Raw genomic sequence first — 14,661 nt, forward strand, 5'->3', positions numbered from 1 at the left:
CGTGAGCACAGCCCCCTGGCTGACGATCATGCTGATCGTCCCCGCGGTCGGTTCGCTGGTCGTCGCGTCGCTGCCGCGCCGGCACGGCACGCTCGCCAAGCAACTCGCGCTCGTGGTCTCGCTGGCAGTTCTGGTGCTCGCGGTGCTGGCCACCGCCGCCTACGACCCGGACAAGGCCGGCTTCCAGTTCGGCCAGTCCTATGACTGGATCAAGGAGTTCGGCGTCTCCTACTCGGTGGGCGCCGACGGCATCTCGCTGGTGCTGATGCTGCTCGCCGCGCTGCTCGTCCCGGTGGTCGTGCTGTCCTCCTGGGACGAGGCGGAGGAGGGGCGGCGTTCCGTCCCCGCGTTCTTCGCGCTGCTGCTGGCGCTGGAGACGGGCATGGTCGGGGTGTTCGCCGCCACCGACGTGTTCCTCTTCTACGTCTTCTTCGAGGCCATGCTCATCCCGATGTACTTCCTCATCGGGAGCTACGGGCCGGTCGAGGAGAAGGCACAGCGCTCCTACGCGGCGGTGAAGTTCCTGCTCTACAGCCTGTTCGGCGGGCTGCTGATGCTCGCCGCGGTGATCGGCCTGTACGTGGTCTCCGCCGACCAGCTCGGCACGGGCACGTTCGACTTCGCCACCCTGCGCCAGCTGGAGATCACCCCGGGCGTGCAGAAGCTGCTGTTCCTGGGCTTCTTCATCGCCTTCGCCATCAAGGCGCCGCTGTTCCCGTTCCACACCTGGCTGCCCGACGCCGGCGCGCAGTCGCCGACCGGCGGCGCCGTCCTGCTCGTCGGGGTGCTGGACAAGGTCGGCACCTTCGGCCTGATCCGGTACTGCATCCCGCTGTTCCCGGACGCCGCCGAGTACTTCGCGCCGATGGTGCTGGCCCTGGCGGTGATCGGCATCTTCTACGGCGCCCTGCTGGCCATCGGCCAGCGAGATATGAAACGCCTGGTCGCCTACACCTCGCTGGCCCACTTCGGGTTCATCGCGCTCGGGACCTTCGCCTTCACCTCGCAGGCCGGCACGGGCGCCGTGCTCTACATGGTCAACCACGGCCTGTCGACGGGGCTGCTGTTCGTGGTGGTCGGCTTCCTGGTCGCCCGTCGGGGCAGCCGGGACGTCAGCGCCTACGGCGGCATGGCCCAGGTGACGCCGATCCTCGCCGGGGTCTTCCTGATCGCCGGCCTGTCCTCGCTGGCCCTGCCGGGTACGAACAGCTTCGTCAGCGAGTTCCTGGTGCTGGTCGGCACGTTCACCGAGTACCGGGCGCTGGCGATCGTCGCGACCTGCGGGATCGTGCTCGCCGCGATCTACATCCTGTACCTGTACCAGCGCACGATGACCGGTCCGGTCAAGGACGAGAAGATACGTCTCATCAAGGACCTCAGCGTGCGGGAGCGGGTGGTGGTCGCGCCGATGGTCGCTCTGATCATCGGGCTCGGGGTGTACCCCAAGCCGCTGCTCGACATCATCACGCCCACGGTGACCGCCACGTTCGCGGACATCGGGAAGTCTGACCCGGCGCCGACGGCCCCGGTGGCCGCGCCGGAATCCGGAGGCCATTCGTGAGCGCCGCAACGACTGTGCTGGCGCAGGGCGCCGCGCAGAAGATCACACCGCCGTCGATCGAGTACTCGTCCCTCAGCCCGATGCTCATCCTGTTCGGCGTCGCGCTGGCCGGGGTCCTCGTCGACGCCTTCGCCCCGCCCAAGGCCCGGCGGGTGCTCCAGCCGCTGCTGGCCGGGGCGGGGTTCATCGGCGCGTTCGTCGCGGTGGTGCTCCTGCACGCCCACCGCCAGGTGCTCGCCGCCGGCGCGGTGGCCATCGACGGGCCGACGCTGTTCCTGCAGGGCACCATCCTGGTGTTCGCGCTGCTGTCGGTGCTGCTGGTCGCCGAGCGTCGGCTGGACTCCTCCGGCGGCGCGCTCGTCGCCTCCGCCGCGGTCGTCCCCGGCTCGCGCGGCTCCACCGCGCAGCGCACCTCGCCGGACGTGCAGACCGAGGCGTATCCGCTGATGGTCTTCTCGGTCAGCGGCATGCTGCTCTTCGTCGCCTCGAACAACCTGCTGGTCATGTTCGTGGCGCTGGAGATCCTCTCGCTGCCGCTGTACCTGCTGTGCGGGCTGGCGCGGCGCCGGCGGCTGCTGTCGCAGGAAGCCGCGATGAAGTACTTCCTGCTCGGGGCGTTCTCGTCGGCCTTCTTCCTTTATGGGGTCGCGTTCGCCTACGGCTACGCCGGCAGTGTCGAGCTCGGCCGGGTCGCCGACGCGGTGGGCACGGTCGGCCAGAACGACACCTACCTCTACCTGTCGCTCGCGCTGCTCGGCGTCGGCCTGTTCTTCAAGATCGGTGCCGCCCCGTTCCACTCCTGGACGCCGGACGTCTACCAGGGCGCGCCGACACCGATCACCGCCTTCATGGCGGCCGGGACGAAGGTCGCCGCTTTCGGGGCGCTGCTGCGTGTCTTCTACGTGGCCTTCGGTGGCATGCGGTGGGACTGGCGGCCGGTGATCTGGGCTGTGGCGATCCTCACCATGGTCGTCGGCGCCGTCCTTGCGCTCACCCAGCGTGACATCAAGCGGATGCTCGCCTACTCCGCGGTCGCCCACGCCGGCTTCCTGCTCGTCGGGGTAGCCGGCTCGAACGTCGACGGCCTGCGCGGCGCCATGTTCTACCTGGTGACCTACGGCTTCACCACGATCGCGGCGTTCGCGGTGGTCTCCCTGGTCCGCACCGGCGACGGCGAGGCCAGCGACCTCTCCCAGTGGCAGGGCCTGGGCCGGACGTCCCCGCTGCTGGCGGGCATCTTCGCCTTCCTGCTGCTCGCGCTCGCCGGCATCCCGCTGACCAGCGGGTTCACCGGCAAGTTCGCGGTCTTCCAGGCGGCGATCGACGGCGACGCCACCCCGCTGGTGGTCGTGGCCCTGGTGTGCAGCGCGATCGCGGCGTTCTTCTACGTCCGGGTCATCGTGCTGATGTTCTTCTCCGAGCCGCTCGCCGACGGGCCGGTCGTTGTCACCCGGCCGACTCTTACCTTCGCTACGGTGGGTATAGGTGCACTCATGACCCTGCTGTTGGGCGTGGCGCCGCAGCCGCTTCTCGACCTGGCGACCACCGCGGCGACCTCCGGCTTCGTACGCTGATGGCGGTATGAGCGCTATCGGGCTGGAAGTGATGGGGATCAGGGCCGACCCTGATCTCGAGAAGTCGATGCGGGTCGGGCTCGCCGCGGTCGAGGAGATGCTGCGCGGATCCGTCCGCAGCGAGTTCTCCTTCGTGACCGAGGCGTCCCGGCACCTCGTAGACGCGGGCGGCAAGCGGTTCCGACCCATGGTCGTACTGCTTGCCGCCCAGTTCGCCGATCCGGACGCGGCCGGTGTCGTGCCGGCGGCCGTGGCGATCGAACTGACCCATCTGTCGACGCTGTACCACGACGACGTGATGGACGAGGCCCCGCTGCGCCGCGGAGCCGCGTCCGCGAACGCCCGGTGGACGAACACGGTCGCGATCCTCACCGGCGACTTCCTGTTCGCCCGCGCGTCCGAGATCACGGCCGACCTGGGGCCGGAGGCGACCCGCATTCTGGCGCGCACGATCGCGACCCTCTGCGAGGGCCAGATCCGCGAGACCGTCGGGGTCGGGCCGGGGCAGGACCCGATCGAGCACTACCTGCGGGTCATCACGGAGAAGACGGCTTCGCTGATCGCCACGTCCGCCCGCCTGGGCGCCATGCTCGCCGGCGCCGACCCGGTCACGACCGACGTCCTGGCCGCGTTCGGGGAGCGCTTCGGGGTGGCCTTCCAGCTCTCCGACGACCTCATCGACGTGGCGTCGCCGAGCGAGGACTCCGGCAAGACACCCGGGACGGACCTGCGCGAGGGCATCCCGACGCTGCCGGTGCTCTACGCCCTGCAGGGCGAGGACGCGGCGGCCCGCCGGCTGCGCGACCTGCTCGGGGTGAACCCGCGCACGGAGGCCGGGGTCACCGAGTCCGGGGTCGTCGAGGCGTTGGAGTTGCTGCGCGAGCACCCGGCGATGGACCGGGCCCGCGCCGAGCTCATCCGCTGGTCGAGTGAGGCCCGCGAGTGCCTGGCGCCGCTGCCCGACGGCTCGGCCAAGACCGCGCTGGAGTCGCTGGCCGACTTCGTCATCGACCGCACGAGCTAGTCCGCGGCGGGCTGCAGCCCGTCTCGCGAAGATCGACCAGAAGTGGATCGATCATGAGTCGGATGCCGTGCCGTGTCAGGGCCCGGTTCGGGGTCGGGGTGGCTGGCGGGCCTCGGTGTCGTGCGTGGCGGGGCGGTGCCGGGAGTGATCATGGCGGCGCCGTGCGAGGACGTTCCTGCCGGCCAGCTCTCGGGATCCTGCCGGGAAGCCGCCGACCACACGGTTTCAGACGTCGGACGTCGGACGTCGGACGTCGGACGTCGGGTGTCGGGCGTACGGCGTCGCGGCGGAGAGAGTGCCGGCTTGGAGCGGGTGCCGGGGTGACGTGCTGGCGCCTCCGGTGGAACAGGACTCAGCCCGTAACCCGGATCCACCTTCCCTGAACCGGTTATGCACCCTGGGTGCCGCCGTCGGGTGATGTGTGGCGGGTGAGTGAGTCCTGGCTGCCTCTCACCCGCCACGGTCCCGCGGCGCCGTGCATAGCGGCGGGCTGGTACGCATGCCTATCGGGCTCGGACCGTGTCCGGGCCCGATGATCGCCCTGTGCCCTGTGCCCTGTGCCCTGTGCCCTGTGCCCTGTGCCCCCCGTACCCTGAGCCCCCGCCCCCCAGGACACGGCCGCCACGGATGGCGGCGGATCAGGGTTTCCCTGGGGTGCTCGAACCGGACACGACTACTACTCCGTGGCCGATCGTTCTCTGTGGGAAGGGCCGTAAGAAGGATGCCGGTAAGACAAGGGTGGAGAACTTCTCCCAGCAGGTGCCGGCGGGGCCGCCGCGGTCCGTGCTCCGAGGCCGACCGAACGCCGTACCGACACACCGGTTGACCGGTTGGCGGGTTGGCCGGTTGCCGTTCCGGCTGAGGTGACGGTGCTGTTCGAAACAGTCGGCGGTGTCGTTGGACGGGCAGGCGGACCTCGGGGTGGCGGCTCCGGGGCTGGGCCCGGATGCGGCGGTCGGTCGGGTGGATGCCAGGGGTTGGGGTGGGGCGGTGGTGGTCGGCCAGGGTGGTCTTCCGCCGGAGCGGCCCCAATCGGCCGTCAGGCCCCCGATCTGGGCTTCTGCTGCCCTCTCCGGGCCCGGAAAGGTCCGGCTCGGGGGCTGCGTGGCACGTGGTGTCTCATCGGGGTCACTGTCCGCGAAGGCTTGCGGAACGCATCCCATACTGATCCGTCAAGGGTTCGGCGGGGACGGACACACACAGCCCTTTAGGTGCGCGAACGGAACACTCCACCCCACGGCGAGAAATCGGACATGGTGTCAGATCACCCGGTACCGACCGCGAGACCACGCCACAGGCCGCGGATCCGCGGAAGCCAGGTCGCCCCAGGTACACAGCCGTGGAGACTTCAGCCCTTGGTCCTGCCGGCCACCCGCGCTGTGTGTGGTGGTGGCCGGCAGGGGGTTCCCGCGCGCCGGGAGGGGCCTGCCCGGGCCCTCCCGGCGCGAGCCCCCGGCTAGGAGCCGGTGCCGGTGCTCGAGGACGCCGCCGGCGCGGGCGTCGCCGTGGTGCCCGACGAGGCGCTGGACGAGGTGGAGGCGCTCTGGCTCTGGGAGGGGAACAGCAGGTCCCAGATCGGGGTGACCTCGACCGGCGTCGGGTTGAACGGGAGCGAGCCCTCGCGCGAGGTCGGCGCGGGCGCCGGAGTACTCGAGCTCGACGTGGTCGGCCGGGTCTGCGCCGGCGAGGTGCCCTGCTGCGTGGGCGGGGTCGTCGCTCCCGGCTGGGTGGGCGTGGTGGTGCCCGGAGCGGTGCTCCCGGGGGCGGTCGTCCCCGGCGCCGTGCTCCCCGGCGTGGTGGTGCCCGGGGTCGTCGTGCCCGGCGCGGTCGTGCCGCCGGCGGCCGGGGACGGCGTCGCCGTGGACCGCGGGGTCAGCGGGACGAACGGGATCTCGTAGCCGGACAGGCCCTGCTGCTGCGTGCCGGACCCGCTGTACGACGGCGCGGACGGGCCGTTCGGCGAGGTGCGGTAGCCGCTGTCGCTCTGGCCGGTCGTGCCCGACCCGCCCGCCGTGGTCGGCGCCGCCACCGGGTAGGTCGGCAGCGGGACGCGCCCGTCGCGGGAGGCCTGGGTGTCGCCCGAGCCGAACGCGGCCGGCCGGGAACCGGCGACCTGCACGAGCGGCGTGGCGCCCGTGGTGGGCCCGGCCGCGGTGACCGGCTGGTCGCCGCTGAGCGCGACACCGGTCACGATCGCGGAGAGGCCGGCGAGGGACGCGGTACCGGCGACCACCATGCGCGTCCGGCTCGGCCCGCGGCGCGGTGCGGGTGCGCGGTGCGCGCCGCGGCCGGTGGTCGAACCGGCGGGCCGCGCCGCCGCGCGCGAGGCCGCCGCGCGCGAAGCCGTTGTCGAGCGGGTGCCGTCGGCGCGGGCGCCGGAGCGGGGAGCCGTGTCGAGCCGCAGGGATCCGGCCGGGCGGGCCGGTTCGAACAGCGAGAACCGGGATGCGCCGGGCCCGCCCGCGGCCCCCGTCTCGTCGCCGACCCGCTGCGGGTCGAGCTCCCTGGGCTGGCGGACGCCGAGGTCGGCGGTGTCGTCGAGGCGGTCACCGGGCCGCCCACGGCCCGCGGACCGAGCTGGCCGCCGCGCGGAGCGGCCGTAGGCGTCGGCCTGGCCGGGCTGCGGGTCGTCGCCGAACAGCTCGCGGCGCTGGGAGGTGCTCATCGAGATCGGGCCGGTGACGGTGTCCAGCTCGCCGGGGGGCCGTGTCGCCGGGCGGGGCGGGGCGGGGCGTCTCGGCAGCGAGGCCGTGGCCGCGGACGGGTTGCTGCTCCACTCGCTGGTGACCCAGCCGGATCGCGGCGCGCCGCCCGGCGGGTAGGGAGTCCGCGCGCGGGAGGTGAGCGCCTGGGCGGGCCGGGGGGTCTGGTCGTCGATCGGCTGGCCCTGGCCGGAGACCGGGCCGGGGACCGGTGTGCGGTTCCGGCGATCGGTCGCGGTGGAGCCCGCGCGGGAGTGCCGGCCGGCCGAGTGGCTACCCACGGTGGCCACCAACGCCTTGCGGAACCTGGTGTCGGGCGCGGCCCGACCCCGACGGCGAGCCCCGGTGACGGACTCGGTGACCTCGCGCTGCGTTACCCCGCACTGCGCCTCCGCCTGCTTCGGTGTTGTGAGCCCCCCCGGGCCACACGGCACCCCCACCGGCGCACACGATACCGCATGCTGATCAGAAAGCGGCAAGTGCTGCGTTAGCGTCTGTAACAGGGCAATAGGTGCAGATAGCACGATGGTGGTGGGCCCTGCGGTCGCGGTCCGAAACGGCGAGGGGCCGGGGTGGCAGTCGTGCCCACCCCGGCCCCTCGCACTGAGGCCAGCCCGCCGTCAGTCGATCGTCCAGGTCTCGCCGCCGGAGATGAGGGCCATGAGGTCCCCCGTCCCCTGCCGCTCCCGGGTCTGCTCGACCTGCGCGTTGAGCGCCTCGTCGTAGGTCGGGATGTCGACGTTGCGGAACACGCCGATCGGGGTGACGCCGTGGTCATCCCCGGTCAGCCGGGACAGCGCGAACGCCTGGCTCGGGTCCGTGTTCGCCGCGTCGTGCACAAGGACGCCCTCGTCGGTCGCCGCGCAGACCTCGAGGCCGCCGGACGCCGAGCGCCGGATGCCCTTGTCCCGCTCGGCGCCGAAGATCAGCGGCTCGCCGTCGATCATCTTCAGCGTGGCGTCGTCCCGGGTGCCGCGGTCCTTCAGCGCCTCGAACGCGCCGTCGTTGAAGATGTTGCAGTTCTGGAAGATCTCCACGAACGCGGTGCCCGGGTGCTCCGCCGCCGCGCGCAGCACCGACGTCAGGTGCGCCCGGTCCGAGTCGATCGACCGGGCGACGAACGTCGCCTCCGCGCCCAGAGCCAGCGACGCCGGGTTGTACGGCCGGTCCAGCGAGCCGAACGGCGTCGACTTGGTGATCTTGCCGACCTCGGACGTCGGCGAGTACTGGCCCTTGGTCAGCCCGTAGATCCGGTTGTTGAACATCAGGATCTTGATGTTCACGTTGCGGCGCATCGCGTGCAGCAGGTGGTTCCCGCCGATCGAGAGCGCGTCGCCGTCACCGGTGACCACCCAGACCGACAGGTCCGGGCGGGACGTCGCCAGGCCCGTCGCGATCGCCGGCGCCCGCCCGTGGATGGAGTGCATCCCGTAGGTCTGCAGGTAGTACGGGAAGCGTGAGGAGCACCCGATGCCCGAGATGAAGGCGATGTTCTCCCGGGCGATCCCCAGCTCGGGCAGGAAGCCCTGGACGGTGGCCAGGATGGCGTAGTCGCCGCATCCCGGGCACCACCGGACCTCCTGGTCGGAGGTGAAGTCCTTACGGGTCAGCTGGCTCGGCGTGGCGGGTACCAGGTCCAGGAGCCGGTTGGTAATCCCGCTGCCGTTCGTTGTGACGGTCACTGGTTGATCACGTCCTCCAAGACGCCCGCGAGCTCCGCGGCCTTGAACGGCAGTCCACGGACCTGGTTGTAGCCGATCGCGTCCACCAGGAACTGCGACCTGATCAGCGTGCGGAGCTGGCCGAGGTTCATCTCGGGGATCAGCACCTTGTCGTAGGAGCGCAGTACCTCGGCGGTGTTCGCCGGGAACGGGTTGAGGTGGCGCAGGTGCGCCTGGGCCACGTGCAGCCCCTTGGCCCGGACCCGCCGGCAGCCGGCGGCGATGGGGCCGAAGGTCGAGCCCCAGCCGAGGACCAGCACGCTCGCCATGCCGGACGGGTCGTCGACCTCGAGCGGGGCGATGTCCCGGGCGATGCCGTCGATCTTGGCCTGGCGCAGGCGGACCATGCGGTCGTGGTTCGCCGGGTCGTAGGAGATGTTGCCCGAGCCGTCGGCCTTCTCCAGACCGCCGATGCGGTGCTCCAGACCCGGGGTGCCGGGGACCGCCCACGGGCGGGCCAGCGTCTCGGGGTCGCGCTGGTAGGGCCAGAACTCCGGACCCTTGGGCCCGTCGTGGTTCGGCTCGGTCGTGAAGGTCACCGTGAGGTCGGGCAGCTCCTCGCGGGTCGGCAGCAGCCACGGCTCGGAGCCGTTGGCCAGGTAGCCGTCCGAGAGCAGGAAGACCGGCGTCCGGTACTTCGTCGCGATCCGGGCGGCCTCGATGGCGGCGTCGAAGCAGTCGCCGGGCGAGCGCGGCGCCACGATCGGCACGGGGGCCTCACCGTTGCGGCCGAACATCGCCTGCAGCAGGTCGGCCTGCTCGGTCTTGGTCGGCAGGCCGGTGGACGGGCCGCCGCGCTGGATGTCCACGATCAGCAGCGGCAGCTCGAGGCTGACCGCCAGGCCGATCGTCTCGCTCTTGAGCGCGACACCCGGGCCCGACGTGGTCGTCACGCCCAGCGAGCCGCCGAAGGAGGCGCCGAGGGCCGCGCCGACACCGGCGATCTCGTCCTCGGCCTGGAAGGTGCGGATGCCGAACTGCTTGTGCTTGCTCAGCTCGTGCAGGATGTCCGAGGCCGGGGTGATCGGGTAGGTGCCGAGGAACAGCGGAAGCTTCGTCAGCTCGCCGGCCGCGATCAGCCCGTAGGACAGCGCGATGTTCCCGGTGATCCGCCGGTAGGTGCCCTCCCGCATACGCGCCGGGGCGACCTCGTAGGTGACCGAGAACGACTCGGTGGTCTCGCCGTAGTTGAAGCCCGCGCGGAACGCGGCGATGTTGGCCGCGGCGATCTCCGGCCGCTTCGCGAACTTCTTCGTGAGCCAGCCCTCGGTGCCACCGGTGGGCCGGTGGTACAGCCAGCTCATCAGCCCGAGCGCGAACATGTTCTTCGCCCGCTCGGCTTCCTTCTTGTTCACCGTCCCCGCGACGCCCTCGGCGGCGTTGACCGCGTTGATCGTCATGGACGTCAGCGGGACGCGGTGGACGGTGTAGTTGTCCAGGGTGCCGTCGGTCAGCGGGTCGGCCGCGTAGCCCGCCTTCTTCAGGTTGCCGCCGGTGAACGCGTCGGTGTTGACGATCAGGTTGGCGCCGGGAGGCAGATCCTTCAGGTTCGCCTTCAGCGCGGCCGGGTTCATCGCCACCAGGACGTCCGGGGCGTCGCCCGGGGTGAGAATATCGTGATCGGAGAAATGTAGCTGGAAGCCAGAAACTCCGGCCGGGGTGCCGGCTGGCGCCCGGATTTCCGCGGGAAAGTCCGGAAGCGTGGACAGATCGTTGCCGAATGCCGCTGTCTCGCTTGTGAACTGTTCTCCGGTGAGCTGCATACCGTCGCCTGAGTCGCCCGCGAAGCGCACGACGACCCGGTCGAGCCGGCGGGTCTCCCTCTCCCTGACCTGCTCAGACACCTTCAGTAACCTCCTCAGGTACCACCCCAGCGTACCGGGCGGCTCAATGCACCACGGGGATCGTGACGCCTGACCGACTCCGGGAAGGACGGTGGGACGCCGTTCGGGACCGGATTATCCCCGTCACCCACCCTGCCTGGTGGTGTGCGGCTGGTTGCGGTATGCGTTTTCTGCTAACGGACGTGAGTGCGGCTCGGCGGGCGGGACCGGTCCCGCCGTGGGGCCCTCCGAGGCCGTCCCCACCGGGGCGAACCGTCGGCTCCGGTGGGTGGGAGGAGACGGCCGGACACCGGCGGGCGGGCCGCGCGGAGAAGGCCGCCGGTTCCCCCTTCGGGCCGCGGACGTGCTGTGTCACCTGCTCGCGGGAGCCCCGACGGGTGTCCGTAGGCGGACACCCCGGCCGGTGCCGCGACCCGCGCCCGAATCCCCCAGCCGGTGGGGCACCCCCCGGGGCGCGACTGTGCGCGGCGGTCACCCGTGCCGCGCGCGGGCGACGTCCATACCGTTCGGGGCGCCTATGTACAGCGCGGGCCGTATTCAGGTGACCTCCGCCCAGAGATCGGCATGCCGGTGTTGTCCATGGAAACGAGTACACCGGCATCGTGGTGGTATCGCGGCGATCACCCCCGCCGTGCGGCCGACGTCCACACATGAGTGTGTTCCCGGCCCCGGTCGGATGGGGATGGCGCCCCGATGTGAACACTATCGATTAGGTGGACCAGCGGTGCGCGGGGCGTCCCGCGATTTCGTATGGCGCGATAGGCACCGTGCCTGGACGACCTCCCGATGACACCGACCGGGCACGGATCGACGCGGACATCTCTCAGCATCACCGATCGGTCACCGGGAGATGAACGGTGTGTTCCAGCGGAGTTCCGGATGTGTGGCCGTGGCCGTTCATTGCGCGGCCGGGTGGTCCGGTCGTGAGCTCCGGCGGAGTCGATGGCCCCGGTGAACCCGGCCATGGCCGGGTACCCGTGGCCGTGTACCCGTCGCCTGTGCGCACCTCGGACGATTGGATCGGTGCATGAGGTCACTCCGGCGGGGCCCGAGCGGCGGAGACGGGGGAGCCGACCGCGGCGGGCCGCTCCAGGAGCGCGAGCGCGGGAGGGCGGCCACGTGGCGGGAATAGCGGCGGGCATGGCTGCGGGCCCGGGCCTCACCGTGGCCGTGATCGGCGTCGGCCGCGCCGGCTCGGCGCTCGGCGCCGCGCTCGCCGCCGCGGGCCACGAGGTTCGCGCCTACTACGCGCGCTCGCCCGCCGGCCGGGAACGGGCCGCCGCGCGCTTCCCGGCGGCCACGGCGTGCGCCACGCCCGAGCAGGCCGCGGCCGCCGCAGAGGTGATCCTGCTCGGCGTGCCCGACGACCTGATCGAGACCGTCGCCGCACAGGCCGCCCCCGGCCTGGCCCGCACCAGCCCGCTCCGGTCCGGCCCTGCCGGCACCGACGCGGCCCGCTCGCCATCCCCGCTCGTCGCGCACCTGAGCGGACGGCACGGGATCGCCCCGCTCGCGCCGGCCCGCGCCGCCGGGGCGCACCCGGCCGCCATCCACCCGATCATGACGCTCACCGGGACGCCGGCCGACGTCGACCGCCTCGCCGGTGCCACCTTCGGTGTGACGACGGCCCCCGGTGACGAGCCGGCGGCCGCGCTCGTGCGCCGCCTGGTCGCCGACGTGGGCGGGCGCGTGGCGGTCGTCGCCGAGGAGCAGCGGGCGCTCTACCACGCCTCCCTGGTTCTGGGCGGCAACTTCCTGGCGACCCTCGTGACGGCCGCCGGACGACTGATCGCCGAGGCGGGCGTTCCCGACCCGGCCGGCGCGCTCGGCCCGCTGCTGCGCGCGTCGCTGGAGAACGCGCTGGACGCCGGCGAGGCCGCGATGACCGGCCCGGTCCGGCGCGGGGACGTCGGCACCGTCACAGCGCAGTTGGACAGGCTGGAACGGCGCGACCGCCACCTCGCCGACGCCTACGCCGCGCTCGCCGTCCTCACCGCGGACCGGCTCGAGCAGGCCGGCCTGCGCGAGCCGGCCCCCCCCCCCCCCCGGCGCCCCCGCCGTGCGCGCCGGCGCGACGGACGGCCGCGGGCGGGCGTGACCGCTGCCGGGAACAGGGAGCGTCGGCTCCTTCGTTGAAGCGAGTGCGACAGGTCGACAGGACGGATACGCGACAGCCATGCTTCATCGCAGTCTCAACGGGCTGAAGACGGCGCTTCTCCTCGGCGTTCTCTCGGCCGCGATCGTGTGGATCGGGTCGCTCTTCGGCACGGGTGGCCTCGTCATCGCCGTCGTTCTCGCGCTCGCGATGAACGGATTCTCCTACTTCTACTCGGATCGGATCGCCCTGCGGGCGATGCGGGCGTATCCGGTGAGCCAGGTTCAGCAGCCCCGGCTCTACGCGATCGTCCAGGAGCTCGCCACCCGGGCGCGCATGCCGATGCCCAAGCTGTACCTGAGCCCCACATCGTCACCGAACGCCTTCGCGACCGGGCGAAACCCCCGTAACGCGGCCGTGTGCTGCACCGAGGGAATCATGGAGATCATGGATGACCGTGAGCTCCGTGGTGTCCTCGGGCATGAGCTGAGCCATGTCTACAACCGCGACATCCTCATCGCCTCGGTTGCGGGCGCGCTCGCGGGCATCATCGTTTATCTGGCAAACATGCTGCAGTGGTTTGCCATTTTCGGCGGCGGTCGCGACGAGGACGGCCCCGGGGTACTGGAGATGCTGGCCCTCATCGTCGTCGGCCCGATCGCCGCCACGATCATCCAGCTGGCGATCAGCCGGGCCCGCGAGTACCAGGCGGACGAATCCGGGTCGACCCTCACCGGCGACCCGCTCGGCCTGGCCAGCGCCCTGCGCAAGCTGGAGGCCGGCACGGCCGCCAGGCCGCTGCCAGCCAACTCGCGGCTGGGCCCGGCCGCCGCGCTGATGATCGCGAACCCGTTCCGCGGCGGCGGCGTCGGCCGGTTCTTCTCGACCCACCCGCCGATCGCCGAGCGGATCGCCCGGTTGGAGCAGCGCGCCAGGATGAACCCGTATCGGTAACCCCACCCAATCCGCCTACTCCGTCCACCCTCAACCCCACCGCCACGGTTCCGCCCGGAGGAATCGGCTCCCGGTCGCTTTGCCGGCCGGGAGCGGCGCGCCGGATCGCCTGATTCAGGCCGTGACGTCGGCATTCCCTTCATGACACCGACTGGATGGGTGCGGCTCCTCGGTGGCGGCCGATGTGGCTTGGTGTGGAAGGAACATGCCGGGAACGCGGAGTTCACCACCGCGTCATGACGAGACCCGGGGAAGGCACGCTGAAGCGCTGGATAGCGAGTAGTCTCAAAGCTCCCAGACAGCGGCGGAGCGTACCCCCCAGGTTCCGCCGCACGCACCCCGCCCGAAACCCCCCATCGGGCGGGGTGCACCTATTTCGGACATCTACCGCAGGATGTTCCTGACGCTTTCTGCCGTGCGGCGGCGACCGTGCTTCTTCCCGTGCATACGCCCCGTGTATTGCGGGTCCGTCCCGCGGCCCTGCCCGCACCGCGTCCCGCCCCGCTGTGGCGCCACGGGGCTGCGGCGCCACGGCGCTGGGGCTGCGGGCGGCGCGCTGTGTCCGGGCGGCGTCAGTCAGGGCTGATCGCCGTCGCCCACCGGTGTCGGCGGGCGACGGCGATCACCGGTAGTTGACGAACTGCAGCGGTACGTCGAAGTCCTCGGCCTTGAGGAGCTGGATGACCCGCTGCAGGTCGTCCCGCTTCTTGCCGGTGACCCGGAGCTGGTCGCCCTGGATCTGCGCCTGCACGCCCTTCGGGCCGTCCGCGCGGATCTTCTTGGCGATGGCCTTGGCCTTCTCGTCCGCGATGCCCTGCTGGACGGTCACCGTCAGCTTGTACTCCTTGCCCGACTGCCGCGGCTCGCCGTGCTCGAGCGACTTCAGCGAGATGCCGCGCTTCACGAACTTCTCCTGCAGAACGTCCAGGACGGCCTTCACCCGATCCTCGCTGTTGGCCTGCAGGAGGATCGACTCGCCGGACAGCGCCGCGGAGGCCCCGGTGTCCCGGAAGTCGAAGCGGGTCTTGATCTCTTTCGCCGTCTGGTTGACCGCGTTGTCGATCTCCTGGGTGTCGACCTTGCTGACGATGTCGAAGGACGGATCTGCCACGGGCACGGACCTCCTGGTCGAGTCGTACGGGGCGAGCGCCGGCCCCGTGACGCGGGCCGGGCGCGGGCCGGAGTG

General features: G+C 71.6%; 9 protein-coding genes. 5 read left to right on the plus strand and 4 right to left on the minus strand.

Annotation, left to right across the window (positions count from 1 at the left end; all coding sequences use genetic code 11):
- Position 1 precedes the first annotated feature (1 nt).
- Genes MXD62_RS00775 through MXD62_RS00785 form a run of 3 tightly spaced genes read left to right on the plus strand, consistent with a single transcriptional unit; the run spans position 2 to position 4,159 of the window.
- Positions 2-1,561 (plus strand): NADH-quinone oxidoreductase subunit M, encoded by a 1,560-nt coding sequence (locus tag MXD62_RS00775; RefSeq protein ID WP_248827547.1) that lies wholly within the window; start codon positions 2-4, stop codon positions 1,559-1,561.
- Positions 1,558-3,135 (plus strand): NADH-quinone oxidoreductase subunit NuoN, encoded by a 1,578-nt coding sequence (nuoN, locus tag MXD62_RS00780; protein ID WP_248827548.1) that lies wholly within the window; start codon positions 1,558-1,560, stop codon positions 3,133-3,135. Before MXD62_RS00775 ends, nuoN begins: the two co-directional genes overlap by 4 nt.
- 7 nt (positions 3,136-3,142) lie before the next feature.
- On the plus strand, positions 3,143-4,159 hold the full coding sequence (locus MXD62_RS00785; RefSeq protein WP_020463505.1) for a polyprenyl synthetase family protein: 1,017 nt from the start codon (positions 3,143-3,145) through the stop codon (positions 4,157-4,159).
- Between the two features lie 1,456 nt (positions 4,160-5,615).
- On the opposite strand, the gene MXD62_RS00790 is transcribed toward MXD62_RS00785, so the two are convergent.
- The 3 genes from MXD62_RS00790 to MXD62_RS00800 all read right to left on the minus strand — a co-directional run bounded on the left by MXD62_RS00790 (position 5,616) and on the right by MXD62_RS00800 (position 10,426).
- Positions 5,616-7,142, minus strand: coding sequence for a hypothetical protein (locus tag MXD62_RS00790; protein ID WP_248827549.1), 1,527 nt, complete (start codon positions 7,140-7,142; stop codon positions 5,616-5,618).
- A 339-nt stretch (positions 7,143-7,481) separates the two neighbouring features.
- Complete coding sequence (locus MXD62_RS00795) at positions 7,482-8,543, minus strand: 2-oxoacid:ferredoxin oxidoreductase subunit beta (RefSeq protein WP_248827550.1); 1,062 nt, start codon at positions 8,541-8,543, stop codon at positions 7,482-7,484.
- Positions 8,540-10,426, minus strand: coding sequence for a 2-oxoacid:acceptor oxidoreductase subunit alpha (locus tag MXD62_RS00800; protein WP_248827551.1), 1,887 nt, complete (start codon positions 10,424-10,426; stop codon positions 8,540-8,542). The genes MXD62_RS00795 and MXD62_RS00800 overlap by 4 nt, the downstream gene beginning before the upstream one ends.
- Positions 10,427-11,545: 1,119 nt before the next feature.
- Between MXD62_RS00800 and MXD62_RS00805 the strand changes: the two genes are divergently transcribed.
- A complete protein-coding gene (locus tag MXD62_RS00805) occupies positions 11,546-12,562 on the plus strand; it encodes a Rossmann-like and DUF2520 domain-containing protein (protein WP_248827552.1) in 1,017 nt (338 codons plus the stop codon).
- 40 nt (positions 12,563-12,602) lie between these two features.
- Complete coding sequence (htpX, locus tag MXD62_RS00810; protein WP_248827553.1) at positions 12,603-13,475, plus strand: zinc metalloprotease HtpX; 873 nt, start codon at positions 12,603-12,605, stop codon at positions 13,473-13,475.
- Between the two features lie 622 nt (positions 13,476-14,097).
- Here htpX and MXD62_RS00815 read toward each other — a convergent pair.
- Positions 14,098-14,586 (minus strand): YajQ family cyclic di-GMP-binding protein, encoded by a 489-nt coding sequence (locus tag MXD62_RS00815; protein ID WP_020463499.1) that lies wholly within the window; start codon positions 14,584-14,586, stop codon positions 14,098-14,100.
- Between the last annotated feature and the right edge of the window lie 75 nt (positions 14,587-14,661).

It is taken from the genome of Frankia sp. Mgl5 (genome assembly GCF_023242985.1).
GTDB classification, from domain to species: Bacteria; Actinomycetota; Actinomycetes; order Frankiales; family Frankiaceae; genus Parafrankia; species Parafrankia soli.